The sequence below is a fragment of the Mycolicibacter kumamotonensis genome, from assembly GCF_002086285.1.
Taxonomy (GTDB): domain Bacteria; phylum Actinomycetota; class Actinomycetes; order Mycobacteriales; family Mycobacteriaceae; genus Mycobacterium; species Mycobacterium kumamotonense.
Map to the genome: position 1 here is coordinate 108,264 of NZ_MVHU01000004.1, position 26,194 is coordinate 134,457.

27 protein-coding genes are annotated in these 26,194 nt (G+C 69.8%); 17 read left to right on the forward strand and 10 right to left on the reverse strand.

Annotated elements, in window-relative coordinates:
* Position 1: 1 nt before the first annotated feature.
* On the reverse strand, positions 2 to 268 hold the full coding sequence (locus BST28_RS04515; protein ID WP_065289311.1) for a DUF5703 family protein: 267 nt from the start codon (positions 266 to 268) through the stop codon (positions 2 to 4).
* On the reverse strand, positions 265 to 1,290 hold the full coding sequence (locus BST28_RS04520; RefSeq protein ID WP_083080181.1) for a YncE family protein: 1,026 nt from the start codon (positions 1,288 to 1,290) through the stop codon (positions 265 to 267). The genes BST28_RS04515 and BST28_RS04520 overlap by 4 nt, the downstream gene beginning before the upstream one ends.
* A 131-nt stretch (positions 1,291 to 1,421) precedes the next feature.
* Between BST28_RS04520 and BST28_RS04525 the strand changes: the two genes are divergently transcribed.
* Positions 1,422 to 1,712 (forward strand): hypothetical protein, encoded by a 291-nt coding sequence (locus tag BST28_RS04525; RefSeq protein WP_020425456.1) that lies wholly within the window; start codon positions 1,422 to 1,424, stop codon positions 1,710 to 1,712.
* Here the strand turns inward: BST28_RS04525 and BST28_RS04530 are convergent.
* Positions 1,654 to 4,008, reverse strand: a complete 2,355-nt coding sequence (locus BST28_RS04530; protein ID WP_083080125.1) for an MMPL family transporter — start codon at positions 4,006 to 4,008, stop codon at positions 1,654 to 1,656. The genes BST28_RS04525 and BST28_RS04530 overlap by 59 nt on opposite strands.
* A gap of 196 nt (positions 4,009 to 4,204) precedes the next feature.
* Here BST28_RS04530 and BST28_RS04535 point away from each other — a divergent pair, with 196 nt between their 5' ends.
* The 3 genes from BST28_RS04535 to BST28_RS04545 are packed head-to-tail and all read left to right on the forward strand — an operon-like array spanning position 4,205 to position 6,693.
* Positions 4,205 to 5,176, forward strand: coding sequence for a type III polyketide synthase (locus BST28_RS04535; RefSeq protein ID WP_420093422.1), 972 nt, complete (start codon positions 4,205 to 4,207; stop codon positions 5,174 to 5,176).
* A 3-nt stretch (positions 5,177 to 5,179) separates the two neighbouring features.
* Positions 5,180 to 5,680: an isoprenylcysteine carboxyl methyltransferase family protein gene (locus BST28_RS04540; protein ID WP_083080128.1), complete on the forward strand. Its 501-nt coding sequence runs from the start codon at positions 5,180 to 5,182 to the stop codon at positions 5,678 to 5,680.
* Positions 5,677 to 6,693: an NAD(P)/FAD-dependent oxidoreductase gene (locus BST28_RS04545; RefSeq protein WP_083080130.1), complete on the forward strand. Its 1,017-nt coding sequence runs from the start codon at positions 5,677 to 5,679 to the stop codon at positions 6,691 to 6,693. The genes BST28_RS04540 and BST28_RS04545 overlap by 4 nt, the downstream gene beginning before the upstream one ends.
* Before the next feature lie 32 nt (positions 6,694 to 6,725).
* Here the strand turns inward: BST28_RS04545 and BST28_RS04550 are convergent, their stop codons facing one another.
* The 4 genes from BST28_RS04550 to BST28_RS04565 form a co-directional block, all read right to left on the reverse strand.
* Positions 6,726 to 7,355 (reverse strand): anti-sigma factor family protein, encoded by a 630-nt coding sequence (locus tag BST28_RS04550; RefSeq protein ID WP_083080131.1) that lies wholly within the window; start codon positions 7,353 to 7,355, stop codon positions 6,726 to 6,728.
* A 77-nt stretch (positions 7,356 to 7,432) separates the two neighbouring features.
* Entirely contained in the window at positions 7,433 to 7,963 is a 531-nt protein-coding gene (locus BST28_RS04555; protein WP_083080133.1) for a sigma-70 family RNA polymerase sigma factor, read from the reverse strand.
* A gap of 60 nt (positions 7,964 to 8,023) precedes the next feature.
* Positions 8,024 to 9,640, reverse strand: a complete 1,617-nt coding sequence (locus BST28_RS04560; RefSeq protein WP_083080134.1) for a carotenoid oxygenase family protein — start codon at positions 9,638 to 9,640, stop codon at positions 8,024 to 8,026.
* Positions 9,637 to 10,152, reverse strand: a complete 516-nt coding sequence (locus tag BST28_RS04565) for a sigma-70 family RNA polymerase sigma factor (protein ID WP_083080136.1) — start codon at positions 10,150 to 10,152, stop codon at positions 9,637 to 9,639. Before BST28_RS04565 ends, BST28_RS04560 begins: the two co-directional genes overlap by 4 nt.
* Before the next feature lie 184 nt (positions 10,153 to 10,336).
* Here BST28_RS04565 and BST28_RS04570 point away from each other — a divergent pair, with 184 nt between their 5' ends.
* The 7 genes from BST28_RS04570 to BST28_RS04600 are packed head-to-tail and all read left to right on the forward strand — an operon-like array spanning position 10,337 to position 16,322.
* A complete protein-coding gene (locus tag BST28_RS04570; protein WP_083080183.1) occupies positions 10,337 to 11,191 on the forward strand; it encodes an undecaprenyl-diphosphate phosphatase in 855 nt (284 codons plus the stop codon).
* On the forward strand, positions 11,188 to 11,874 hold the full coding sequence (locus BST28_RS04575) for a histidine phosphatase family protein (protein WP_083080137.1): 687 nt from the start codon (positions 11,188 to 11,190) through the stop codon (positions 11,872 to 11,874). Before BST28_RS04570 ends, BST28_RS04575 begins: the two co-directional genes overlap by 4 nt.
* Before the next feature lie 50 nt (positions 11,875 to 11,924).
* The gene (locus BST28_RS04580) at positions 11,925 to 12,518 is read left to right on the forward strand and encodes an Rv2134c family protein (RefSeq protein ID WP_019739060.1); all 594 of its coding nucleotides are present in this window, start codon (positions 11,925 to 11,927) and stop codon (positions 12,516 to 12,518) included.
* A complete protein-coding gene (locus tag BST28_RS04585) occupies positions 12,502 to 13,320 on the forward strand; it encodes an Rv2133c family protein (RefSeq protein WP_083080139.1) in 819 nt (272 codons plus the stop codon). The genes BST28_RS04580 and BST28_RS04585 overlap by 17 nt, the downstream gene beginning before the upstream one ends.
* A gap of 46 nt (positions 13,321 to 13,366) precedes the next feature.
* Positions 13,367 to 14,146: a 3'(2'),5'-bisphosphate nucleotidase CysQ gene (locus BST28_RS04590; protein WP_019739058.1), complete on the forward strand. Its 780-nt coding sequence runs from the start codon at positions 13,367 to 13,369 to the stop codon at positions 14,144 to 14,146.
* Between the two features lie 24 nt (positions 14,147 to 14,170).
* Positions 14,171 to 15,406: a cysteine--1-D-myo-inosityl 2-amino-2-deoxy-alpha-D-glucopyranoside ligase gene (mshC, locus tag BST28_RS04595; RefSeq protein ID WP_083080140.1), complete on the forward strand. Its 1,236-nt coding sequence runs from the start codon at positions 14,171 to 14,173 to the stop codon at positions 15,404 to 15,406.
* A 40-nt stretch (positions 15,407 to 15,446) separates the two neighbouring features.
* On the forward strand, positions 15,447 to 16,322 hold the full coding sequence (locus BST28_RS04600; protein WP_083080142.1) for an SDR family oxidoreductase: 876 nt from the start codon (positions 15,447 to 15,449) through the stop codon (positions 16,320 to 16,322).
* 1 nt (position 16,323) lies between these two features.
* Here the strand turns inward: BST28_RS04600 and BST28_RS04605 are convergent, their stop codons facing one another.
* A complete protein-coding gene (locus BST28_RS04605; RefSeq protein WP_019734849.1) occupies positions 16,324 to 17,190 on the reverse strand; it encodes a PAC2 family protein in 867 nt (288 codons plus the stop codon).
* A 201-nt stretch (positions 17,191 to 17,391) separates the two neighbouring features.
* Between BST28_RS04605 and metH the strand changes: the two genes are divergently transcribed.
* The 5 genes from metH (at position 17,392) to BST28_RS04630 (ending at position 23,680) form a co-directional block, all read left to right on the forward strand.
* Entirely contained in the window at positions 17,392 to 21,132 is a 3,741-nt protein-coding gene (metH, locus tag BST28_RS04610; protein ID WP_019734850.1) for a methionine synthase, read from the forward strand.
* 26 nt (positions 21,133 to 21,158) lie between these two features.
* Complete coding sequence (locus BST28_RS04615) at positions 21,159 to 21,893, forward strand: HAD family hydrolase (protein WP_083080185.1); 735 nt, start codon at positions 21,159 to 21,161, stop codon at positions 21,891 to 21,893.
* A 100-nt stretch (positions 21,894 to 21,993) separates the two neighbouring features.
* Positions 21,994 to 22,275, forward strand: a complete 282-nt coding sequence (locus BST28_RS04620) for a phosphoribosyl-ATP diphosphatase (RefSeq protein ID WP_029249489.1) — start codon at positions 21,994 to 21,996, stop codon at positions 22,273 to 22,275.
* A 2-nt stretch (positions 22,276 to 22,277) separates the two neighbouring features.
* A complete protein-coding gene (gene hisG, locus BST28_RS04625) occupies positions 22,278 to 23,138 on the forward strand; it encodes an ATP phosphoribosyltransferase (RefSeq protein WP_043337687.1) in 861 nt (286 codons plus the stop codon).
* 59 nt (positions 23,139 to 23,197) lie between these two features.
* Positions 23,198 to 23,680, forward strand: a complete 483-nt coding sequence (locus BST28_RS04630) for a DUF4126 family protein (protein ID WP_019738474.1) — start codon at positions 23,198 to 23,200, stop codon at positions 23,678 to 23,680.
* Between the two features lie 10 nt (positions 23,681 to 23,690).
* Here BST28_RS04630 and BST28_RS04635 read toward each other — a convergent pair whose 3' ends face one another.
* The gene (locus BST28_RS04635) at positions 23,691 to 24,476 is read right to left on the reverse strand and encodes a thioesterase family protein (protein WP_065289316.1); all 786 of its coding nucleotides are present in this window, start codon (positions 24,474 to 24,476) and stop codon (positions 23,691 to 23,693) included.
* Positions 24,473 to 25,285, reverse strand: a complete 813-nt coding sequence (locus tag BST28_RS04640) for a RecB family exonuclease (RefSeq protein ID WP_019736557.1) — start codon at positions 25,283 to 25,285, stop codon at positions 24,473 to 24,475. Before BST28_RS04640 ends, BST28_RS04635 begins: the two co-directional genes overlap by 4 nt.
* Before the next feature lie 65 nt (positions 25,286 to 25,350).
* On the opposite strand from BST28_RS04640, the gene BST28_RS04645 reads away from it, so the two are divergent.
* Entirely contained in the window at positions 25,351 to 26,184 is an 834-nt protein-coding gene (locus BST28_RS04645) for a tRNA (adenine-N1)-methyltransferase (RefSeq protein WP_065289301.1), read from the forward strand.
* Positions 26,185 to 26,194 lie beyond the last annotated feature (10 nt).

Here is a 26,194-nt window from a genome sequence, read left to right on the forward strand (position 1 = left end):
CCTACAACCCCGGCTGGTCGACGCAGCGGTTGCCGTTGACCGCGTTCAACTGGGACTTCTTGCGGCGCAACAACACCCGCCGGCTTCCGTCGGTGTATAACCGCACCCGGGTCAACTCCCACCCTCGATATTCGGCCTCGATCGCCAACCGGGTCGAAGCGCCGATGCGGGTGACCTCCGGAGGCAACCGCAGCGGAATCCAGTCGTATTCATCGGACAGTTCGCTGTCCCAGCCCGCCGGCAGCCACCGCGGGCGCAGCGCGGTCAACGTTGCCTCGCCGCATGCTCGATGACCTGGACCCCGGCTGCGGCGCCCGACACCACATACAAGGTGTCCGACGTGTCGTCGAAAGCCAGAATGTTGGGCTGCTGCACGGTCGGGTATCGAACCTTCTCCACGGGAATTCCGGTGCTCAGATCGTAACCGACCACGGTGTTCGTCGCGGTCTGCGACACCCACGCGAACCCCTCGGCGCCGGCCACCCCGTAGGGGGCCTGCGGCACCGGGTAGGCCTGCCGCAGCATCAGCGGGTCGCTGCCGTAGACCAGCAGCTGTTCGCCGCGGGTGTCCGCCACCAGCACCGGTCCGCGCGCAGCGGCGGCCAGCGTCGTCGCGCCCTGGCCGGCGCGCAGCGCGTACTGCGGCTTGCCGTCGGGACCGATGGTGGTCACCGACGTCTGACCGCGGTCCAGCACGACGGAGGTATTGCCTTGCGCCACAAGCTCATCGACTCGGGCGAAGATCTTCGCCCGCTCGGCGGTCCGGGTGCCGTCGGAGGTCAGGGTGTGCACCGCGCCGTCGGCGGTGCCCAGCACCAGCGTGCCGTCACCACGCCGCGCGATCGCGGTGAAGTCGAGGTCGGCGGCGTCGTCGACGTCGATCCGGTTGATGCGGCGACTGCTCAGGTCGACGGTGAAGTAGCCGCCGCGGCTCGACAGGTAGGCGACACCCGCGCCGTCGCCGGTCACCGCGGTCGCCGGTCCCGGCAGCGCCAGGACGGCGTGGCCGGGCCCGCCGACCAGGTCCACCGCCGCGGGTGCCTGCGCGTCCGCACCGGGACACAGCACCACCAACAGCCCGGTGGCGGCGTCGAACACCGCGCCGGCGGCCCGGCCGCCCAGCGGACGCACCGTGCCGGCCGGGCGCTGGGACGCCGCCGGCGAGACGGCGGGCTGTGCCGGCGGGATCGTCGGCGGCGGCGCGGTGACGGGATTGGTGGAGCACGCCGTGAGCAGCAGCAACAGCGAGACCAGCAGGCCTCGCAAGGGCGGGCGGGGGGAGTGCTTCAGCACGGGCGGCTCTTCCGGCTTATCGCGGTCGATGGTCGACACGGGGGCGAACCTCGATTCTAAGGAGGGCCCCGAGGCCGGATCGGCATGTCCGGGTAACAATAAGTTCGCTTAGGTGTAATCTCGCGGCCATGACTGTGGCCGAAGATTGGCAACTGGCATGTTCTGAATTCCTCATCGAGGAAATCTGGACCGGCGCGTTCGCGAGCGGATTCGGCGAGGTCGGTGACGGGCGCAGCTTCTCCTTCCGCATCGAACAACAGGCGCTGGTGGTCGAGATCTACCGCCCCGGGCTCGACTGCCCGGTTCCGCACGACGAGGACGTGGTGGCCAGGGCCAGCCGCAGCCTGCTGGGCCTGGATCTCAGCGACGAGCGGAGTCTGGCTGCGGCCGTGCGTGACGCGGTGTCGGGCGCCCGTTGAGCGCGGCCCGATAGCCGAGCGCGTCCTCGACCACCGACTCGACGGGAGCCCGGCCGGACCGGCGGTGCCGCCCGCTGTGGGGGGCCGCCGGGGGATGGTCCTCACTGAGCCCGATCCGCTGGTGCAGCCGGGCGAGCGGTCCGGGCGCCCACCAGTTCGCCCGGCCCATCAGATGCATGAATGCCGGTACCAGCACCGTGCGTACCAGGGTGGCGTCGGCCAGCACGGCCAGGGTCAGCCCGACGCCGAACATCCGCATGAACGACACCTGCGCGGCGATCAGCGCGGCGAACGATATCGACATCACCAACGCGGCGGCGGTGATCACCCGCCCGGTGTGGGCCAGCCCGAGCGCCACACTGGCGTCGTTGTCGGCCGGGCTGCGGCCAGACGCCAGCCAGTACTCCCGGATCCGCGCGATGAGGAACACCTCGTAGTCCATCGACAACCCGAACGCGACACAGAACAACAGCACCGGCATGTTGGCGACCAGCGTTCCGGTCGGCGTCGTGCCCAGCGCCCCGAGATGGCCATCCTGAAAAATCCACACCAGCGCCCCGAAGGCGGCCGTCAACGACAACACGTTGAGCGCGAGAGCTTTCAGCGGCAACACGATACTGCCGGTCAGCAAAAACAGCAGGACGAACGTGATGGCCGCGATCAACCCCAGCACCAGCGGCAGCCGTGAGGTGATGGCGGCCACGCTGTCGCGGTTGGTCTGTGCCAACCCGGCCAGCTCAACCTGCCGCCCGCCCGGGACGCTGACTTCATGCAGCCGGTCGAGCTGTTCGTCGGAGGCCGCCGAGAACAGCGGCGCGGTGCTCGCGATCGTCAACAGCGCGCTGCCGTCGACCAGCCCGGTCGGTGCCGCCGGTGGCCCCACCGGCTGTCCGCCGACGAACGTGCCGGTCGGCGCGGTGACCGCCCCCACGTGGGGCACGGTCGACAGGGCGGCCGCGTAGCGCTCCAGGTCGGTGGTGTCGAGTCCGGTCGCGTCCGGGATGACGGCACTGACCGTCGTCGCGGAGTCGTCGGCGAATCCGGTGCGCAGCCGGTCACCGACCTGGTGCGCCGACGCCGAGTGCGGAAGTGCCCGGTCGTCGGGGAACCCCCACTTGACGCCGAGAAACGGCACCCCCAGCAGGAGCAGCACCGCGACGCCAGCCACCCCGATCGGCACCGCGTGGCGGATGACCGCCTTCGTCGACCGGTGCCAGAACTGCTGCTCGACCGGTGTGGGCGCCGGTGGGGACCGCCCCAGCAGGCGCCGCAACGGCCGGCGCACGTCCAACGCGTCGAGCCGTCCCCCGAGCGCCGCGATCAGGGCCGGGGTCACCACGATGGCCGCGACGGCCACGAACAGCACCGTGGCGACCCCGGCGTAGGCGAAGGATTTCAGGAAGTACATCGGGAACAGCACCATCACCGCCATCGACAACGCGACGGTGGTCGCCGAGAACAGCACCGTCCGGCCGGCGGTGGCCATGGTGTGGATCAGAGCGTCGGGGGGCTCCGCGCCGGTGGCCAGCTCGTCGCGGTAGCGGCTGATGATCAGCAACGTGTAGTCGATCGCCAGCGCCAGCCCCATCGCGGTGGTCAGGTTCAGCGCGAAGATCGACACATCGGCGTAGGCGGTGACCAGCCGCAGCATCGCCATCGAGCCCACGATCGCCACGGCACCCACCGCCAGCGGCAGCGCCGCCGCGACCAGCCCGCCGAACACCCAGACCAACACCAGGAAGCTCAGCGGGATCGCGATCGCCTCCATCATCAACAGATCGTGTTGGTTCTGCTCGTTGATCTGCGCATAGACCACCGCATTGCCGCCGGCCGCCACGGTGACGCCATCCCGGTCGTGCACCACCTCGTCCATCAGCGACTTGGCGTAGTGCTGGGCGTTGTTCTCGCCGCCGCGCAACTGGGCGATGATCAGTCCGGACCTGCCGTCGGTGCTGACCAGCCCCGGTGAGCCGGTCCAGGTCGAGGAGGTGCCGTACACCCACGGTGAGGCCTGCAGCCGATCGATGATCGCGGTGGCCACCGAGGCGGCCCGAGCGCCGGTTGCGCCGTGCGGGTCGGTGACGGTGATCAGCATCTGCTGGTCGCTTTGGCCGAACTTGTCGACCAGCAGCGCGGTGGCCCGAGCCGACTCCGAGTCCGGATCGTAGAACCCGCCGGCCGACAGTTTCCCGGCCACCGGGGCGCCGAAGACGGCCGCCGCGACGAGGATCAGCCCCGCCACGGCGATGATGCTGCGCGGCCTGGCGAGTGCAGCCCGAGCCATTCCGCGCAGCATCGGATCCTTCCGATTCAGATGTCACAGTCCTTCTGGGTAGATACGGATTTCAGACTATTGCGGTTCAACCGATCCGCATCCCGTTTTCGGGTTGAACCGTTGGGCCGGTGGCCGCGTAGTCCCGGGTGTGAGTACCTTGCCTGCTATCGCCTCTGCGGCCGTGGCGTTTCCGCCGTACCGCTACCGTCAAGACGAAATGACCGCGGCCCTGGCCGGTTTCGCCGGTCCGGAGTTTCGGCGCTTCGGTGCCGCCAGCGGTGTCGAAAACCGTCGGCTGGCGCTGCCGCTGGAACGCTACGCCGCCCTGACCGGCTTCACCGAGGCCAACGACGCCTATCTCGAGGTGGCGCTCGACCTCGGTGAGCAGGCACTGGTGATGGCGCTGGAGGACGCCGGCGTCGAGCCCGCCGAGGTCGACATCATCTTCTCGACGACGGTGACAGGTCTTGCCGTGCCGACCGTGGAGGCGCGGCTGGCCGCGCGCGTCGGGTTGCGGCCCGACGTCAAGCGGGTCCCGTTGTTCGGCCTCGGCTGCGTCGCCGGTGCCGCCGGGGTGGCCCGCATGCACGACTATCTGCGCGCCTTCCCCGGTCACGTCGCGGCGCTGCTCGCGGTTGAACTGTGCTCGTTGACAATTCAGCGCAACGACAATTCGGTCGCCAATCTGGTCGCGTCCAGTCTGTTCGGTGACGGCGCGGGCGCGGTCATCGCGACCGGTGCCGAGCGCGCGTCGGCAGGGCCGAAGGTGCTGGCTACCCGCAGCCACCTCTATCCCGACACCGAGGACGTCATGGGCTGGCACATCGGCAGCGACGGGTTCCGGATCATTCTGTCCGCCGACGTGGCGACCGTGGCCGAGAAGTATCTCGGCGAAGATGTCCGCGAATTCCTGGCCGACTACGGGCTGGAAACCTCCGACGTCACCACCTGGATCTGTCACCCCGGCGGCCCCCGGGTGATCGAAGCCGTCGAGAACGGCCTGGACCTGAGCGCCGATGCGCTCAACCGCACCCGGAGATCGTTGCGGGACAACGGGAATCTGTCGTCTGTCTCGGTGCTTGACGTACTGCGTGACACGCTGACCGAGAGGCCAGCGGCCGGATCGATCGGGCTGATGATCGCCATGGGTCCGGCGTTCTGCTCCGAACTCGTGCTGTTGCGCTGGTAAGCCATGTACACCCTGCTGATCGTCGTGGTCGGGATCGAACGGCTTGTAGAGCTGGTGGTGTCGCGGCGCAACGCCGCCTGGGCGTTCACCCAGGGTGGCGCGGAGTTCGGGCGCAGCCACTACCCGGTGATGGTGGTGCTGCATGCGGCGCTGCTGGCCGGGTGCCTGATCGAGGTGTGGGTGGCCCCACGGGCTTTCATCCCACGGCTGGGCTGGCCGATGCTGGCGGTGGTCATCGCGAGCCAGGCGCTGCGCTGGTGGTGTATCGCCACGCTGGGCCGGCGATGGAACACCCGGGTGATCGTGATCCCGCAGGCCGACCTGGTGCGGGCCGGGCCCTACCGGTGGCTGCATCACCCCAACTATGTGGCGGTGGTGGCTGAGGGGCTGGCTCTGCCGCTGGTGCACTCCGCCTGGCTGACCGCCCTGGCTTTCGGGGTGGCCAACGCGGTGCTGCTGGTGGTTCGGATTCGGGTGGAGAACGACGCGCTGGGGTATGCATGACGACCTTCGACGCGGACATCGTGGTTGCCGGCGGCGGCCCGGGCGGTCTGGCCGCCGCGCTGTGTGCCCGCCGGGCGGGGCTTTCGGTGATCGTGGCCGAACCACGCGCCGACCCGATCGACAAGGCCTGCGGGGAGGGGTTGATGCCCGGCGGTGTGGCGGAACTGGCCGCGCTCGGGATCGACCCGGCGGGGATGCCGCTGGCCGGTATCGCCTACGTCGGTGAGCGGCACCGGGCCGAAGCGCGGTTCTCCGGTCCACTGGGTCAGGGGGTGCGGCGCACCACATTGCAGGCCGCGCTCACCGCACGCGCTAAAGAGCAAGGGGCCCAATGGGTTACCGAAAAGGTCTCCGGCGTCGAGCAGGACCGGTACGGGGTGACGGCGGCGGGGATCCGGGCGCGGTGGCTCATCGGCGCCGACGGACTGCACTCCGCGGTGCGTCGTGCGGTCGGGATTTCTGTGGTGGCCGGAGCGCCCCGGCGCTACGGGGTGCGCCGGCACTACGCGGTGCCGGCGTGGTCGGAATTCGTCGAGGTGCACTGGTCGCGGTGGGGCGAGGCCTATGTCACGCCGGTGCAGCCGGATCTGGTGGGAGTGGCCATCTTGTCCTCACGCCGCCCCGACCTGTCCTGGTTCCCCTGGCTGGCCCGCCACCTGCGGGACTGCGGGCATGGTCCGGCCCGCGGGTGCGGCCCACTGCGACAAGTCGTCTCGCGCCGGGTCGCCGGCCGGGTGCTGCTGGTGGGCGACGCCGCCGGCTATGAGGACGCGTTGACCGGCGAAGGTATCAGCCTGGCCGTCAAGCAGGCCGCGGCGGCCGTGGCCGCGATCGTCGACGACACCCCGGCGTCCTACGAGCAGGCGTGGCACCGGATCACCCGCCACTACCGTCTGGTGACCCGGACGCTGGTGCTGGCCAGTGCACCGCGCGCGGCCCGGCGAGCCATCGTGCCGGCCTGCGCGGCCCTGCCCGGGGTGTTCGGCGGCATGGTGCACAGCCTGGCGCGCTGATCCGCTACTCGGATCACAGCGTGCGCTTCGGATCACAGCGTGCGCTGCAACAGCACCTCGCCGCTGTCGGCGGACACCACCTGCACCGAGGCGATCTGATCGGCCGACATCGAGGTGCTACCGGTGGGTGTCGCGGTATGGCCGGGATTGGCCACCCAGCTGGCCAGGCGGTTGCGGCTGCCGTCACGGCCCACGACGACCATCGCCAGCAGGTCATGCGGGGCGCTGCTGTCGGCGAGGCAGACGCAGCGCAGCTCGATCAGCGTGCCCCAGTCCTGATCGCTGAGCGAGACCGTCGAGGCCAGCAGTGCGGTGTTGACCTGGGCCATCGGCATCGCCGCGACTTTCGCCGGCGGCGGCGACTGAGTGGCGACACCGACGAACACGCCGGTGGCCAGTACGGCGGCCGCGGCCGCGGAGCTCACCCACGACAGCCGCGGCCGGTAGTGGCGCCGCGGCGCGGACAGCGCCGGTAGCGGGTTCTCGTCGCGGTCCGCATCAAGCAACGCCACATCCTCGAGGTCCAGGTGCGACAACAGCGCCGGCACCCCCTCGAGATCGGCGACCGCGCCTTGGCACCACGGGCACTCGCTCAGGTGCCCTTCGAATTCCTCCTGGTCGGTCGCCGACAGCGAGCCCAACACGTAGGCGGCATCCCACATCGCGTAGGCATGTCCGATGTCCGGTGCGTCACCGGGCCCACCGCGCCCTTCCGGCGTGGCGTGACCCCACTTCTGTGTCATCGGGTCACCCCCATCTCCTGTAATGCGAGCCGCAGCGCCCGGATGGCGTAGTGCAGCCGCGACTTCACGGTACCCTCGGCGATCCCGAGATCGGCAGCAATGCGTGCGGTGGTGCAGCCGGCGTAGTACGACCGGCGGATCACCTCGCGATGCTCCGGCGACAGGCGCACGAACGCCTCGGTGATCAGCATCCGATCCAGGGTCGCGTTGACCTCATCGGGGCCCGCGGGCTCGGGGGCGTCCTCGAGCGAGCCGACCTCGTGGCGCGCCCGGGAACTGCGGCTCTGGTCGATCACCAGGTGGCGGGCGACGGTGAACAACCAGGCGCGGGCCGAGCTCCCGGTGATCTCCAGGTGCGTCCAGGCCCGCAGCAGCGTCTCCTGGACGATGTCTTCGGCCCGGCCCCGGTCCCCGGTCAATCGCAGGACATAGCGCCGCAGGGCCGCCGCGTGCTCGTCGTAGAGCGCCGTGATCTGGGCGTCTCTGGAGCTCACCGTGTCGGTGACCGCGACTGCGGCAATAGGCATGCGACTTACCTCCCGGTGATGACACGAACGACCACCCCGGCTGGTTCACCGCCGCGGCGATCAGGCGGTGATCCAGTTGCCGTGAAATCCGTGCGGCACCCGCCGCGGCAGCCGGACGCGGGCCACCGGCTCGCCGGTGAAGTCGGCGGCGTCGATGATCACCAGGTCGCTGGCGTCGCGGGACGGGTCGTAGACGTAACTCAGGTACCAACCGGCCAGTTCGTCGTCGGGCCGGCCGTCGGCCGGGACGAAGATCGCCTCATCGGCGGCCCCGCGCGGACCGTTGCCGCCGAACCGGTGCTCCTCGGCGCTGCCGTCGCGCAGGTCGTAGCGGACCAGGGTGTTGGTGCCGACGGTGACGGCGTAGCGGGCCGGGCGGCCGTATCGCCGCTCGTCGATGCGCGGGAACTCCACGCCGCGGTCATCGATCTGGGTCTGTTCGACGGTGCCGGTCCGTAGGTCGATCGTCCAGCGCCACAGCGCCGCGGAGGCATCGAACGCGCTGTCGTCGCGCCACAGCTCCGGGTATCGGATCACTTGCAGCACAATCGAATCACCCGTCGGCGATGTGACGTCGTAGGCGTTGACGATGTGGAAGACGTAGCACGGGTCGATGTCGAACCAGCGCAGCTCCCCGAACGGGTCATCGCGGCGCAGGACGCCCAGCCGGGCGCCGTAGGAGTCGTCCCACCGGTACGGCAGATCCTGGTTGTCGGCCATGGTCACGGCCAGATCCAGGTCGAACAGCAGGGGCAGGTCCAGGAACACGATGTGCTCGGCGGTGAGCGCGAAGTCGTGCATCAAGGTGAGCGCCGGAACGTCGATGGGCCGGCTGATGGTCAGCTCACCGTCGGCGCCGGCACGGTGGTAGGTGACGTGCGGCTGCACCAGGCTGCCGTACCCGAAGAAGTGCAGTTCACCGGTGTCGGGGCAGATCTTGGGATGCGCGTTCATCGCGTCGGCCAGCTTGCCGCCGAAATCGTAGGCGCCCAACGTCTCGAGATCGTTGGTGATCTGGTAGGGCAGCGACGTCTCCATCAGCGCCAGGGTCTTTCCGGCATGGCGCACCACGTGGGTGTTGGCGACGCTGGAGCGCAGGTTGCGGCGGCCGTCGGCGCCGTACAGCGGGGCCGGATGCTCGAAGCTGTCGGTGTGCACCCACCGGTTGCGGTACCAGGCCGCTCGGCCGTGGATCAGCCGGATCCCGTGCACCATGCCGTCGCCGATGCACCAGTGGCCGCCGGCGGTGCGTGGATTCGGGCCGTTGCGCAGGTACCACCCGTTGAGTTCGGCGGGGATGGCCCCTTCGACGGGCAGGTCGACGGCGGTCGCTTCATCGGCGACCGGGGCGTAATTGCCGGTCCGGAAGAACGGCATGACCGTCTCCACCGGGGGAGCCGCCGCGGCCGGCGACGCTACGGTGCCCGGCACCGGCTGCAGCGCCGGGCCGGCGTCGAGGGCGGTCACCTCGTCGCGGGACAGCAGCGACAACAGCCGGGGCAGCGGGGCCAGTTCGGTCACCGCGCCGCGGCACGACGAGCAGCGGTCCAGGTGTGCCTCGAATTCGCTCCGGTCGGCGTTCGACAACGACCCCAGCACATAGGCGGCGTCCCAGGTCGAATACGGGTGACCGTTGCCGTTGCCGTTGATCGGCCCCGGGTCGAAGCGGCGCGTCATCGCGTCACCCCCATCTCGTCCAGCGAAGTGCGCAATGCGCGCAGGGCGTAGTGCAGTCGCGATTTCACGGTGCCTTCGGCGATCCCCAGGTCGGTGGCGATCTGGGCGGTGCTCCAGCCCTGGTAGTAGGAGCGCCGCAGCACGGCACGGTGGTCGGCGGACAGTGCGGCCATCGCGTCGGCGACCAGCATCCGGTCCAGCGCCATACCGAGGTCGTCCGGGCCGGGCGGGTCCGGCGGCCCGTCGCCGTTGGTCGAGAGTTTTTCGGAGCGGAACCGCATGCTGCGGTATTCGTCGATGACGATGTTGCGCGCGACGGTGAACAGCCAGGCCCGTGCCGATCGGGAGGCATCGTCGACGACCTCGGGATGCTGCCAGGCACGCAGCAACGTCTCCTGGACGACGTCCTCGGCCCGGGAGCGGTCACCGGTCAGCCGGAGGGCATAACGGGCCAGCGCGGTCGCGTGTTGGTCATAGAGCATCCGCATGGCGCCGACTTCCGGAATCTCCATCACCAACCTTCCGGTGGGGAATACGTCGAACACGCCCCCGGGGTTCACCGCCGGTGACGACGGCAGCGGTGAAATTCAGTGTGCGCCGGTCGACCGGGCGGCGCCACCTCCGGAAGTCCGCGCCGACACCCGCGGTACGGTCTTTGGCGTGTCCGAGGTCGTGGTGCCGGTACTGGAACCGGCGATGTCATGGCCCCAGGTCATCGTCCTGGCGATCGTGCAGGGGCTCACCGAGTTCCTGCCGGTCTCGTCCTCGGGGCACCTGGCGCTGGTGTCCCGGTTGTTCTTCGCCGGTGACGCCGGCGCCTCGTTCACCGCGGTGACCCAGCTCGGCACCGAGGCGGCCGTGCTGGTCTATTTCGCCAAGGACATCGCCCGGATCGCCACGGCCTGGCTGTCCGGGGTGGCATCGGCGCTGACCAAGACACGGCTGGCCGCCGACCGCGAAGCCGACTACCGGATGGGCTGGTACGTCATCATCGGCACCATCCCGATCTGCGTGCTGGGCCTGGTGTTCACCGACCAGATCCGCTCCGGGGTCCGCAACCTGTGGGTGGTGGCCACCGCGCTGGTGGTGTTCTCGGCGGTGATCGCCGCCGCGGAATACCTGGGCCGGCAGACCCGCCACGCCAAGCAGCTGACCTGGCGTGACGCCGTCCTGGTGGGCTCGGCGCAGACCCTTGCCCTGGTGCCGGGGGTGTCGCGGTCCGGGGCGACCATCAGCGCCGGCCTGTTCGCCGGCCTGGACCGGGAGCTGGCCGCCCGATTCGGATTCCTGCTGGCCATCCCGGCGGTGTTCGCCTCCGGGCTGTTCTCCCTGCCCGACGCGTTTCACCCGGCCGGTGCGGGGATGAGCGCCAACGGGCCGCAACTGCTGGTGGCCACCCTGATCGCCTTCGCGGTGGGCTGGGCGGCGGTGGCCTGGTTGCTGCGGTTCCTGGTCACCCACAGCATGTACTGGTTCGTCGGGTATCGGGTCCTGGCCGGGACGACGATCCTGGTCCTGCTGGCCACCGGTGTGCTGGCGGCCCAGCCATGACCGTCATCCTGTTGCGGCACGGCCGCTCCACCGCCAACACCGCCGGGGTGCTGGCCGGACGCTCCGAAGGCGTCGAGCTCGACGACCGGGGACGGGAGCAGGCCGCGCAGCTGGTCGAGCGGCTCGCCGGTCTGCCGATCAAGGCGCTGGTGCGCTCACCGCTGCTGCGGTGCCGCAGCACCCTCGAACCGCTGGCCGCCGCGCTCGGGCTGCAACCGGCGATCGACGAGCGTCTCGCCGAGGTCGACTACGGGGCCTGGACCGGCCGCAAGATGAGCGAGCTGACCGGCGAGCCGTTGTGGCGGGTGGTGCAGGCGCAGCCCAGCGCGGCGGTGTTCCCCGACGGCGAGGGACTGGCGCAGGTACAGGCCCGGGCGGTCGCCGCGGTCCGCGACCACGACCGGCAGCTGGCCGAGCGGCACGGCGCCGACGTGCTGTGGCTGGCCTGCACCCACGGCGACGTCATCAAGGCCGTCATCGCCGACGCACTCGGTGTGCACCTGGACGGTTTCCAGCGCATCACCGCCGACACGGCCTCGGCGAGCGTGATCCGCTACACGCCGTTGCGCCCGTTCGTCATCCACCTCAACCACACCGGCGCCTCGCTGGCCGCCGCGGTCAAGGATTCGCCACCCCCGGACGGCTCCTCGAGCGACGCCGCGGTCGGTGGGTCCACCACCTAGCCGACACAGATACCGGTGTGGTGGCCCACTGCCGGTATTTTGGAGATGCCATGTCCCGAGCTATCCACGTCTTCCGCACTCCCGACCGCTTCGTGGCCGGGACCGTCGGCCAACCAGGGAACCGCACCTTCTACCTGCAGGCGGTGCACGACGACCGGGTGGTCTCGGTGGTGCTGGAGAAACAACAGGTCGCGGTGCTCGCCGAGCGGATCGGTGCGCTGTTGCTGGAGGTCAACCGCCGTTTCGGTACGCCGGTACCGCCGGAACCGGCCGAGATCGACGACTTGAGCCCCCTGGTGACGCCGGTGGACGCCGAATTCCGGGTCGGAACCATGGGTTTGGGGTGGGACTCCGAGGCGCAGACCGTGGTGGTCGAGCTGCTCGCGGTCAGCGACACCGAATTCGACGCCTCGGTGGTGCTCGACGACACCGAGGAGGGCCCGGACGCGGTGCGGGTCTTCTTGACCCCGGAGTCGGCGCGGCAGTTCGCCACCCGGTCCAACCGGGTCATCTCGGCGGGCCGCCCGCCCTGCCCGCTGTGTGATGAGCCGCTGGACCCGGCCGGCCACATCTGCGTCCGCACCAACGGCTATCGGCGGGGCGCCTTCGGGCCCGACGATGAGCCCGATGACGTCGATCTCTGACGATCGGGAGGCGCTGCGCTCCGGAGAGCTGGAGGTCCTGGGCCGCATCCGCTCGGCGAGCAATGCCACCTTCCTGTGCGAGGCGACGCTGGGGGCGCGCCGCAGCCACTGCGTGTACAAGCCGATCGCCGGCGAGCAGCCGCTGTGGGACTTCCCGGACGGCACCCTGGCCGGCCGCGAGCTCGCCGCCCACCTGATCTCGGTCGAGCTGGGCTGGAACCTGGTGCCCTACACGATCATTCGGGATGGTCCGGCCGGACCCGGCATGGTGCAGCTGTGGGTGGACCAGCCCGGCGACAGCGACGACGTGCCGTCGGAGCCCGATCTGGTCGATCTGGCGCCGGTCGGCAAGATCCCGCCCGGCTATCTGTCGGTGCTGCGGGCCTACGACTACGCCGGCGACCCGGTCGTGCTGGTGCACGCCGACGACGTCCGGCTGCGCCGCATCGCGGTCTTCGACGTGGTGATCAACAACGCCGACCGCAAAGGCGGGCACATTCTGTGCGGCACCGACGGCACGGTCTACGGGGTGGACCACGGCGTGTGCCTGCACACGCACGACAAGTTGCGCACCGTGCTGTGGGGCTGGGCCGGCAAGCCCGTCGAAGACATGGCCGAGGACACGCTGCCGTCGCTGTCGCGGCTGGCCGAGGCGCTGAACGGCCCGCTGGCCGCCGCGCTGGAACCGCATCTGACCTCCGCCGAGCTCAACGCCCTGCGCCGGCGCGTGCGGAACCTGCTGGAGCACCCGGTGATGCCCGCCCCGAACAGCCATCGTCCGATACCCTGGCCGGCGTTCTGACCGGCTCGCGATCGGCCGCTGCCGCGCGGTCGGGGATACTTCCAGGGTGACGCTGACCGATGCGGCGCTGGCCGCCGAACTCGCTGTCGAGGCCGGAAAGCTGTTGCTGGAGGTCCGCGACGAGGTGGGATTCGGTCACCCGTGGCGTCTCGGCGACGCCGGCGATGCGCGCGCCAACCAGCTGATCCTCGACCGGCTGCGCGAAGCGCGCCCCGACGACGCCGTGCTCAGCGAGGAATCCCCCGACGATCTGGCCCGGTTGAACGCCGAGCGGGTCTGGATCGTCGACCCGCTCGACGGCACCCGCGAGTTCACCACGCCCGGACGCGACGACTGGGCGGTGCACATCGCGCTGTGGCAGCGCGACGGCCTGCCCGGCGGGGCCGGTGCCATCACCGATGCCGCGGTGTCGCTGCCGGCCCGCGGCAACGTCGTCTTCCGCACCGACACGGTCACCTCGGGCGCCGAGCCGGCCGACGACACGATCCCCATTCGGGTCGCGGTCAGCGCCTCCCGGATGCCCGCGGTGGTGCGCCTCATCCGGGCGGTGCTGCCGATCGAACCGGTGCTGATGGGCTCTGCGGGCGCCAAGGCGATGGCCGTGGTGCGCGGTGACGTCGACGCCTACCTGCACGCCGGCGGGCAGTGGGAATGGGATTCGGCGGCTCCGGCCGGGGTGGTGCTGGCGGCCGGGCTGCACGCGTCGCGGCTGGACGGGTCGCCGCTGCTCTACAACCGCCCCGACCCCTACCTGCCCGACCTGCTGATGTGCCGGCCGGAGGTGGCGCCCACACTGCTGGACGCGATGCGGCGGACAGTCCTGTAGGGGACGGGCTTTACAGTCGAGGGCATGCAATCGTGGTCCGCGCCGGCTGTTCCGGCCCTGCCCGGGCGCGGCCCGGCGCTGCGCCTGTATGACACCGCCGACCGGCAGGTCCGCCCGGTGTCGCCGGGCCCGACGGCCACCATGTACGTCTGCGGCATCACCCCGTATGACGCCACCCATCTCGGCCACGCCGCCACCTACCTGGTGTTCGACCTGATTCACCGGCTCTGGCTCGACGCGGGGCATCAGGTGAACTACGTGCAGAACGTCACCGACGTCGACGACCCGCTGCTCGAACGCGCCCAGCGCGACGGCGTGGACTGGCCGAGCCTGGCGGCCAGTCAGGTCGAGCTGTTCGCCGCGGACATGACGGCACTGCGGGTGCTCCCGCCGCAGCACTACGTGGCGGTCACCGAGGCCGTCGACGAGGTGGTCGAGGTGGTCGAAAAGATGCTGGCCGCCGGATCGGCCTACGTCGTCGAGGGGGAGCACCCGGATGTCTACTTCCGCGCCGACGCCACCGATCAGTTCGGCTATGAGTCCGGGTTCGACCGCGCCACCATGCTGGAGTTGTTCGGTGAGCGCGGCGGGGACCCGGACCGGGACGGCAAGACCGATCCGCTGGACGCCCTGCTGTGGCGCGCCGCCCGGCCGGGCGAACCGAGCTGGCCCGCACCGTTCGGCGCCGGACGGCCCGGCTGGCACGTCGAGTGCACCGCGATCGCGCTGAGCCGCATCGGCACCGGTCTCGACATCCAGGGCGGCGGGTCCGACCTGATCTTCCCGCACCACGAGTTCTCCGCCGCGCACGCCGAATCCCTCACCGGGGAGCGCCGATTCGCCCGACACTACGTGCACGCCGGCATGATCGGCTGGGACGGGCACAAGATGTCCAAGAGCCGCGGCAACCTGGTGCTGGTCTCGAAGCTGCGCGCCCAGGGTGTGGAGCCGGCGGCGATCCGGCTGGGTCTGCTCGCCGGGCACTACCGCAGCGATCGGTTCTGGGACGACGAGACCCTGCAGGCGGCCGGAGCCCGGCTGAACCGCTGGCGTGCCGCGACCGCGCTGCCCGCCGGGCCGAACGCCGAGGACGTCATCGCGCGGGTGCGCCGTTATCTGGCCGATGACCTGGACACTGTCAAAGCGCTTGCCGCACTGGATGGTTGGGCTACCGACGCACTGGAGTACGGCGGCCATGACACCGCCGCTCCGGGGCTGGTGGCCACCGCGGTCGATGCCCTGCTGGGCATATCCCTCTAGGCGCTACCGCCCCGAGCTGCGCCGGGAGTAGTTTGGCCGCATGGTTGCCATTCACTCCCAAGTCATCTTCATCACCGGCGGCGCGCACGGGATCGGCGCCGAGGCGGCCCGAAAGCTGCACGCCCAGGGCGCCAAGCTGGTGCTGACCGATCTGGACCAGGCTCAGCTCACGAAATTCGCCGACGAACTCGGCGGTGACCGGGTGCTGACCGTCGTAGCCGACGTGCGCGACCTGGAGGCAATGCAGGCCGCCGCCGAACAGGCCGTCGAGCGCTTCGGCCGCATCGACACCGTGGTGGCCAACGCCGGCATCGCCAGCTACGGGTCGGTGCTCGGCGTCGATCCCGCGGCGTTCCGGCAGGTCATCGACGTCAACCTGGTCGGGGTGTTCAACACGGTGCGGGCCACCCTGCCCGCCGTCATCGACCGCCGCGGCTACGTGCTGATCGTGTCCTCGCTGGCGGCGTTCGCCGCCGCCCCGGGAATGCTGCCCTACGACGCGTCCAAGGCCGGGGTGGAGCACCTGGCCAACACGCTGCGCCTGGAGGTCGCCCACCTCGGGGTGACCGTCGGCTCGGCGCACATGTCCTGGATCGACACCGCCTTGGTGCGCGACACCAAGAAGGACCTGCCGAGCGCCAACGAGATGCTGTCCAAGCTGCCGTGGCCGCTGAATAAGACCACGTCGGTCGAGGAGTGCGCCGACGCCTTCGTCAAGGGCATCGAAGAGCGCCGCACCCGGGTCTACTGCCCGGGCTGGGTGGGGCTGTTCCGCTGGCTCAAGCCGCTGTTGTCCAGCAAGTTCGGTGAGGCGCCGATCCGCAGTGTCGCCGCCGAGGCGGTGCCCCGGATGGACGCCGAGGTCGCCGCGCTGGGCCGCTCCACCAGCACCTACACCGGTTCCATCGAGAACTGAGTCAACGCCGGCGCCGGCGCAGATAGCGTTCGAACTCGGCGGCCAGCGCGTCGCCGTCGATCTTGTTCAGCGCCTCGGTCATGTCGACCTCGGCGTCGCCGCGTTCCTCCAGTGAGGTCACGTAGTCGGCGATCTCGTCGTCCTCGCTGGCCATCTCGGTGACCGCCTGCTCCCACTCCTCGGCCTGGGCCGGCAGGTCGCCCAGTGGCACCTCGACGTCGAGGGCGTCCTCGACGCGGCGCAGCAGCGCGACCGTCGCCTTGGGATTGGGTGGCTGCGAGACGTAATGCGGCACCGCCGCCCAGAACGTCACCGCGGGAATCCCGGCCGCCACGCAGGCGTCCTGGAACACTCCGGTGATCCCGGTGGGCCCCTCGTAGCGGGTCTCGGTCAGGCCGAAGCGGGTCGCCGACTCCGCCGAGTACGCCGCCCCGGACACCGGCACCGGACGGGTGTGGGGAGTGTCGGCCAGCAGCGCACCCAAAATCACCACGGTGTCCACGTCGAGTTGTTCGATGACCGCCAGCAGTTCGGCGCAGAACGTCCGCCAGCGCATGTTCGGCTCCACGCCGTGCATCAGCACGATGTCGCGGTCGCTGCCCGGCGGCCGGCAGTGCGAAATACGCATCGACGGCCACACCAGCTCGCGGGTGACGCCGTCGAGCTGGCGGATCACCGGCCGATTCACCTGGTAGTCGTAGTAGGCCTCGTCGTCGATGTCGACGATCAGCCGGGCCCCCCAGATGCTGGACAGATGCGCTACCGCGTCGCTGGCGGCATCACCTGCGTCGTTCCAGCCCTCGAACGCGGCCACCACGATGGTGTCGTGCAGGTCGGGAAACGCGGTGCCGTCCTCCGGTCGGGTCACCAACCCAGCCTAAGGCCTGCGCAAAGATCATGGGCTGTGCCGGACCGGCCGGGTCGGCCGGCCGGGGGCATTCGTCCCGACGCGAAGTGACCACGTAGACTTTATTACCGCCGAGAGGCGTTGCAACGGTTCGCCGGTACCTACCGGTGACCGCCACGCTCGGCAGATCTAAGGACGCCTTCCGCCATGGAAGGAACTCGCATGACCGCCGCTGATCCCGCAACGTTCGCGCCCAACATCCGGCCCGACGCCACCGACGAGCTGACGGTTGCGCTGCGCCGGCGGATCATGGTGATCGACGGCGCGATGGGCACGGCGATTCAGCGGGACCGGCCCGACGAGGCCGGTTACCGCGGCGAGCGGTTCGCCGAGTGGCCGACCCCGCTGCAGGGCAACAACGATCTGCTCACGTGCACGCAGCCGCAGATCATCGAGGGGATCCACCGCGAGTACCTCGAGGCGGGCGCCGACATCCTGGAGACCAACACGTTCAACGCGAACGCGATCTCGCTCTCCGACTACGACATGGCGGACTTCAGCTACGAGCTGAACTATGCCGGTGCCGCCCTGGCCCGCAAGGCGGCCGACCAATACAGCACGCCGGACAAGCCCCGCTACGTGGCCGGCACGCTCGGGCCGACGACGCGCACGGCGTCGATCTCGCCGGATGTCAACGACCCCGGCGCCCGCAATGTCTCCTACGACCAGCTGGTCGCCGCCTACCTCGAAGCCGCCAACGGCCTGGTCGACGGCGGCGCCGACATCATTCTCATCGAGACGATCTTCGACTCGCTCAACGCCAAGGCGGCGGTGTTCGCCGTCGAGACGCTGTTCGAGGACCGCGGTCGGCGCTGGCCGGTCATCATCTCCGGCACCATCACCGATGCCTCCGGGCGCACGTTGTCGGGTCAGGTCACCGAGGCGTTCTGGAACTCGATCCGGCACGCCAAGCCGATCGCGGTGGGCCTCAACTGTGCGCTGGGGGCGCCGGAGATGAGGCCCTACATCGCCGAGATGGCGCGGATCGCGGACACCTTCATCTCGTGCTATCCGAATGCCGGTCTGCCCAACGCTTTTGGCGAATACGACGAGTCCCCGGAGCGTCAGGCCGGCTACATCGCCGACTTCGCCGAGGCCGGCCTGGTCAACCTGGTCGGGGGGTGCTGCGGAACGGCGCCGGAGCACATCGCCGAGATCGCCAAGGTCGTCGAGGGCAAGGCGCCACGCGAGCTGCCGACGATCGAGGTCGCCACCCGGCTCGCGGGTTTGGAACCGCTGAACATCACCGACGACTCCTTGTTCGTCAACATCGGTGAACGCACCAACATCACCGGCTCCGCCCGGTTCCGCAACCTGATCAAGGCCGAGGACTACGACACCGCGTTGTCGGTCGCGCTGCAGCAGGTCGAGGTCGGTGCGCAGGTCATCGACATCAACATGGACGAGGGCATGATCGACGGTGTCGCCGCGATGGATCGGTTCACCAAGCTGATCGCGACCGAGCCGGACATCAGCCGGGTCCCGGTGATGATCGACTCCTCCAAATGGGAGGTCATCGAGGCGGGCCTGAAGAACGTGCAGGGCAAGCCGATCGTCAACTCGATCTCCATGAAGGAGGGCGAGGAGAAGTTCGTCCATGAGGCCCGGCTGTGCCGCAAGTACGGCGCCGCCGTCGTCGTGATGGCCTTCGACGAACAGGGCCAGGCCGATAACCTGGAGCGCCGCAAGGAGATCTGCGGGCGTGCCTACCGGATCCTGACCGAAGAGGTCGGCTTCCCGCCCGAGGACATCATCTTCGACCCGAACTGCTTCGCGCTGGCAACCGGCATCGAGGAGCACGCGACCTACGGGATCGACTTCATCGAGGCCTGCGCGTGGATCAAGGAGAACCTGCCCGGGGTGCACATCTCCGGCGGTATCTCGAACGTGTCGTTCTCATTCCGGGGCAACAACCCGGTGCGCGAGGCGATTCACGCGGTGTTCCTGTACCACGCCATCAAGGCCGGTCTGGACATGGGCATCGTCAACGCCGGGGCCCTGGTGCCCTATGACTCGATCGACGCAGAGCTGCGGGAGCGTATCGAGGACGTCGTGCTGAACCGTCGCGAGGACGCCGCCGAAAGGCTGCTGGAGATCGCCGAACGGTTCAATTCCTCTGAGAGGGGCGAAGATCCCGCTGCGGCCGAGTGGCGATCTCTGCCGGTCCGCGAGCGGATCACGCACGCCCTGGTGAAGGGCATCGACGCCCACGTCGACGAGGACACCGAGGAGCTGCGGGCCGAGATCGCCGCCGCGGGAGGCCGGCCGATCGAGGTGATCGAGGGCCCCCTGATGGACGGCATGAACGTCGTCGGCGACCTGTTCGGCGCGGGCAAGATGTTCCTGCCGCAGGTGGTGAAGTCGGCCCGGGTGATGAAGAAGGCCGTGGCCTACCTGCTGCCGTTCATCGAGGCGGAGAAGCAGCCGGGCGACGCCGACCACACCAACGGCACGATCGTGATGGCGACCGTGAAGGGCGATGTCCACGACATCGGCAAGAACATCGTCGGGGTCGTGCTGCAGTGCAACAACTACACCGTGGTCGACCTCGGTGTGATGGTGCCCGCCGACAAGATCCTGGCCGCGGTCAACGAGTACGACGCCGACATGGTCGGCCTCTCCGGCCTGATCACCCCGTCGCTGGAGGAGATGGCCGGCTTCGCCGCCGAGATGGAACGCGAGGGCCTGGAGATTCCGTTGTTGATCGGCGGCGCGACCACCTCGAGCGCCCACACGGCGGTCAAGATCGCGCCGCGCCGCAGCGGTCCGGTGATCTGGGTCAAAGACGCCTCGCGTTCCGTTCCGGTCGCCGCCGCGCTGCTCGACGACAAGCAACGACCGGCGCTGCTGGAGCAGACCGAGAAGGACTACGCGTCCCTGCGGGAACGGCACGCCCAGAAGAACGAGCGGCCGATGGTGCCGCTGGAGAAGGCCCGCGCGAACCGGACGCCGATCGAGTGGGAGGGCTACACGCCGCCGGTACCCGTCCAGGGCCTCGGCGTGCGCGAGTTCCTCGACTACGACCTGGCCGAACTGCGCGAGTTCATCGACTGGCAGCCGTTTTTCAACGCCTGGGAGATGAAGGGCCGCTTCCCCGACATCCTCAACAACCCGGCATCGGGTGAGGCCGCCCGCAAGCTGTACGACGACGCCCAGCAGATGCTCGACCGCGCGATCGCGGAGAAGTGGCTGACGGCCAACGCGGTGATCGGGTTCTTCCCGGCCAACGCCGTCGGCGACGACGTCGAGGTCTACACCGACGAGTCCCGTACCGAGGTGCTGACCGTATTCCACAACCTGCGCCAGCAGGGCGCGCACCGGGCCGGCATCCCGAACCGGTCGCTGGGTGACTTCATCGCCCCCAAGGACACGGGTCTGGCGGACTACATCGGCGCCTTCGCGGTCACCGCCGGACTCGGTAGCGGCGAGAAGATCGCGGAGTTCAAAGCCGATCTCGACGACTACAGCGCCATCCTGCTGGAGTCGGTCGCCGACCGGCTGGCGGAGGCCTTCGCCGAACGGATGCACCAGCGGGTTCGCAAGGAGTTCTGGGGATTCCAGCCGGACGAGGACTTGGACAACGACGCACTCATCGCCGAGAAGTACCAGGGAATCCGCCCCGCCCCGGGCTACCCGGCCTGCCCGGAGCACACCGAGAAGGCGACGATCTGGAAGTTGATGGACGTCCACGAGCGCACCCGCATCGAGCTCACCGACTCGATGGCGATGTGGCCCGGCGCGGCCGTCAGCGGCTTGTACTTCTCGCACCCGCAGTCGCAGTACTTCGTGATCGGCCGGTTGGCCCAGGACCAGGTCGCCGACTACGCCAAGCGCAAGGGCTGGACCCTGGCCGAGGCCGAGCGCTGGCTCGGCGCCAACCTCGGCTACAACCCGGAGGACTGAGCTGAGATGCTGTCCTGATGGGCGCCTTGCGCGCGGTGCTGTGTGACATGGACGGCACCCTGGTCGACTCCGAGAAGCTGTGGGATGTCGCGATGGACGCGCTCTATGACCGCCTCGGCGGGGTGCTGACCCCGGAGGTGCGGGCGACCACGGTCGGCGGCTGCGCGGAGAACACCATGCGCATCGTCTACGACGATCTGGGCCTGTCGCCCGACCCGGCGGCGATGGCCGACTCGGCGAACTGGCTGCACGACTACACCGCCGGGCTGTTCGACACCGGCCTGCCCTGGTGCGACGGCGCGCGGGAGCTGCTCGACGGACTGGCCGCGGCGGCCATGCCCGTGGCCCTGGTGACCAACACCCCGCGGGCGCTGGCCGAGCGGGCGCTGAACACCATCGGCCGGCACTACTTTTCGGCGGTGGTCTGCGGCGATGAGGTGTCGCGCGGCAAGCCGGCACCCGATCCCTACCTGCGGGCCGCGGCGCTGCTGGAGCTCGACCCGGGCTGGTGTCTGGCGGTGGAGGATTCGCCGACCGGGGCGGCCGCCGCCGAAGCGGCCGGCTGCGCGGTGCTGGTGGCGCCGAACGCGGTGCCGGTACCGGCCGGGCCGCGGCGCCGGCAGGTGGCCTCGCTGGCCGGTCTCGGGCTGGCCGACCTGCACGACATCTACACCGACCTGGCCACCCCTCATGAGCGCGAGCCCCATGAGCGCGAGTCCCATGAGCGCGAGCGTGCGTGTTTGTCCGCCGACACGCCGTAAATCCTGTACATCTGTGCACGCTCGTGCCGGTGGCGGGCAGCGCTCGCGCCGGTGGCGGGCCGGCTCCGGGCGAAACTGCCGTGACGGCCTCCGCCGGCGCATGAAACAATCCCTGCTCGTGAAGACGTTCGAGGAGCTGTTCGCCGAGCTCGGTGAGCGCGCCGCCACCCGACCGGCCGGCAGCGCCACCGTGGCCGCGCTGGATGCTGGGGTGCACGCCGTCGGCAAGAAGATTCTGGAGGAGGCCGGCGAGGTATGGATGGCCGCCGAGCACGAGTCCGACGACGCGCTGGCCGGTGAGATCAGTCAGCTGCTGTATTGGACCCAGGTGCTGATGATCTCGCGCGGGCTGACGCTGTCCGACGTCTACCGGAAGCTGTGAGCATGTTGCGTGTCGCGGTCCCCAACAAGGGGGCGCTCAGTGAATCCGCCGCGGCGATGCTGTCCGAGGCCGGCTACCGCAGCCGCTCGGACGCCAAGGACCTGACCGTTCTCGACCCCGTGAACAAGGTCGAGTTCTTCTTCCTGCGACCCAAGGACATCGCCATCTACGTCGGGTCGGGTCAGCTCGACTTCGGCATCACCGGCCGGGATCTGGCCGCCGAATCCGGGGCGCCGGTCGCCGAGCGGTTGGCGCTGGGATTCGGGTGGTCGAAGTTCCGTTACGCCGCCCCGGCCGGGCGGGACTGGACCGCTGCGGACCTGGCCGGCAAGCGGATCGCCACCGCTTATCCCAACCTGGTCCGGAAAGATTTGGCCACCAAGGGAATTGAAGCCACCGTCATCCGCCTCGACGGGGCGGTGGAAATCTCGATCCAACTCGGGGTGGCCGACGCGATCGCCGACGTGGTGGGCTCCGGTCGCACCCTGCGCCAGCACAGCCTGGTGGCCTTCGGGGAATCACTGTGCGACTCAGAAGCGGTGCTGATCGAGGGTGCCGTATCCAACGGCCGCAGCGCGGAGACCGCCGCCGCCCGTGATCAATTGGCCGCCCGGGTCCAAGGCGTGGTGTTCGGCCAGCAGTATCTGATGCTGGACTACGACTGCCCGCGCGCGGTGCTCGACCGGGCCGCCGCGATCACTCCCGGGCTGGAGTCGCCGACCATCGCCCCCCTCGCCGACCCCGACTGGGTGGCGGTCCGCGCGCTGGTGCCGCGGCGCGAGGTCAACGCGATCATGGACGAACTGGCCGCCATCGGGGCCAAGGCCATCCTCGCCTCGGACATCAGATTCTGCCGATTCTGATCAGTGCAGGTCGCAGCGCTGCCGACGTGTTAGCGTCCGGGAGACCCTAGGAGGCTCTCGTGACGCATTTCCTCGTGCTGCTCCTCGCGCTGTTGATCGGTACGGTCGCCGGCCTGCGTGCGTTCACCGCGCCGGCCGTCATGGCCTGGGCCGCCGCACTGCACTGGATCAACCTCAACGGCACCTGGGCCGAGTGGTTGAGCCACCCGGTGACCGTCACCGTCTTGACGGTGCTGGCGGTCGGCGAACTCGTCAACGATCAGTTGCCCCGAACGCCGAATCGCACGGTGCCCCTGCAGTTCGCCGCACGGATCCTGCTCGGTGGGTTCGCGGGTGCGGTACTCGGCACGGCCTGGAACTTCACCTGGACGGCGCTGGGTGCGGCCGTGATCGGCGTGGTGATCGGCACGTTGGGCGGCTTTGCCGCCCGGCAGCGCCTGGTCGCCGTCAATGGCGGCCACGACCTGCCGATCGCGCTACTGGAGGACGCTGTCGCCGTCCTGGGCGGGATCGCGATCGCTGCCTTCACCGCGGTCGTATGAGCTGAGACGTTCAGCGCCGCTGCACCAGCAGTGTCTGCGCTGACGTTCCGATGAAGCCGTTGCGGTCGAACAACTCCGCGGTGGTGACGCCGATGCCGTCCGGACCGATCGAGGCGCGGGCCCGCAGGCCGAATTCCTCTCCGGCGGGCAGCCGGTGCAGGTGTACGACGGTGTCGGTGTTCATGAACATGTACTGCTCGGTGTCCAGGGCCGCGCCCACGCCGTTGGCCGAGTCGACCACCATCGCCAGTCGCTGCAGCGCGGTGGTCTGCTCGGTGTCGACCAGGTGCAGGTGCGAGCTCAGCCAGGCCACCGCGGCGCCGTCGGCGGAGTCCGGCTGCACCCGCCACTTGACCGAGTGGGCGTATCCACTGGCTTGGGCGAACCAGTCCGGCGGCGGCAGCGAAGGCCCGTCCGCTAGCGGCGGGTGCCGGTCGGCGGCCACCGCCGCGGTGTCGGCGGTGGCCAGCGCCCATGCGCTCAGCCGGGCTACCGGACGGTCGTCGTCGGCATGCATCTCGGCTTCCAGCAAGCAGATTCGCCGACCGGGCCGCTGCACCCGGGCCTGCACCCGCACTCGGCCGACCGGTATGGCGCCCAGGATGTCCAGGCTCAGCCGGGCGATCCGCTGGCCCGATCCGGCGATCAGGCGCTCGATCTCGCGGGTGAGCAGCGCCAGCGGGGGTGAGCCGTGCTGCAGCTGCGCTCCCCAGTTACTGCGGGTGAAATCGGTGGCTTCGAAGACCCCCTCGTCGGGCCCGCACCCGGGCGCCCGACGGTAGTAGGCGCCGCTCACGCCGCGTCGTCCGCCGGCCAGCCGGGGTAGGACGGCGGTGTCCCGCCGAATGCGGGGCACCGCGTGCGGTGCGCGCACCGGTCGCACCACCGCGACGGGTTGGGCCGGAAATCGCCTGTGGCACCGGCGGTTTGGATGGCACGCCAGATCGCGATCAGGGTCTTCTCGAAACGCAGCAGCTCCGCGTGGTCGGGGGAGTAGTCCAGCACCTGGCCGTCGGCGAGGTAGATCAACCGCAGCTGCGCGGGCAGCACCCGGCGTGATCGCAGCAGCGCCACCGCATAGAACTTCATCTGGAACAACGCCTTCGACTCGGCGGATCCGGACCGCCGCCCGCTGGCCGAGGGAGCCCTGCCGGTCTTGTAGTCGACCACCCGCAGCCCGCCCGAAGGGGCGACGTCGATGCGGTCGACGAACCCGCGCAGCCGGGTCCCGTCGGCCAGCTCGACCTCGACGCGCTGTTCGCAGCTCTGCGGATCGAACCGGCGCGGATCCTCCAGCCGGTAGTAGCCCGACAGCAGCCTGCGGGCCTCGGCCAGCAGCTTGTCGGTGTCGAGCCCCTCACTCAAAGCCGGCTCGGCGCTGATCAGGTCTCCCCACGACGGAGCCACCAGATCGGCAGCCGTCTCCGGGCCGCGCTGGGACGCCGGCAGCGCGTAGAGCCGTTCCAGGGCACCGTGTACCAGCGTGCCGCGCAACTGCGCCGCCGACGGCGCCTCGGCCAGGCGGTCGATCGCCCGGAAGCGGTACAGCAGCGGGCACTGTCTGAAGTCGACCGCGCGTGACGGGGACAACGCCGGCCTGCTCATAGTCAGGCACCCTACGGGCAGGCACCGACAACCTGTTCGTCGAACACGCCTTAGGGTTAACGGCTGTGTCAGAATCCGGGATCTTCCAAGCGGGTGACCGGGCGCAGTTCACCGACGCCAAGGGCCGCCGCTACACCACGGTGCTGGTGCCCGGCGGTGACTTCCACACCCATCGCGGCGCCATCCCGCACGACGCGGTGATCGGGTTGCCGGACGGCAGCGTGGTCAAGTCCGCCAACGGTGATCCGTTCCTGGTGCTGCGACCGCTGCTGGTCGACTACGTGATGTCGATGCCGCGCGGAGCGCAGGTGATCTACCCCAAGGATTCCGCGCAGATCATCCACGAGGGCGACATCTTTCCCGGGGCCCGGGTGCTGGAGGCCGGCGCCGGCTCGGGTGCGCTGACCCTGTCGTTGCTGCGCGCCGTCGGCCCCGAGGGCCGGGTGATCTCCTACGAACTGCGCGACGACCACGCCGTGCACGCCCGCGCCAACGTCGAGAGCTTCGTCGGGCACCTGCCCGACAACTGGCAGCTGGTGATGGGTGACGTCGCGGACTGCGACATGGCGGCCGGATCGATCGACCGGGTGGTGCTCGACATGCTGGCGCCGTGGGAGGTGCTCGACACCGTGTCGCGGGTGCTGATCGCCGGCGGGGTGCTGGTGATCTACGTCGCCACCGTGACCCAGCTCTCCGAGGTGGTGGAGGCGCTGCGCAAACAGCAGTGCTGGACCGAGCCGCGGGCCTGGGAGACGCTGCAGCGCGGCTGGAACGTCGTCGGCCTGGCGGTGCGGCCCCAGCACGCCATGCGCGGTCACACCGCGTTCCTGGTCACCGCCCGACGGCTGGCGCCGGGCACGGTGACCCCCACCCGGTTGAGGCGCAAACGCCCGGTGTGATCGGTGAAAC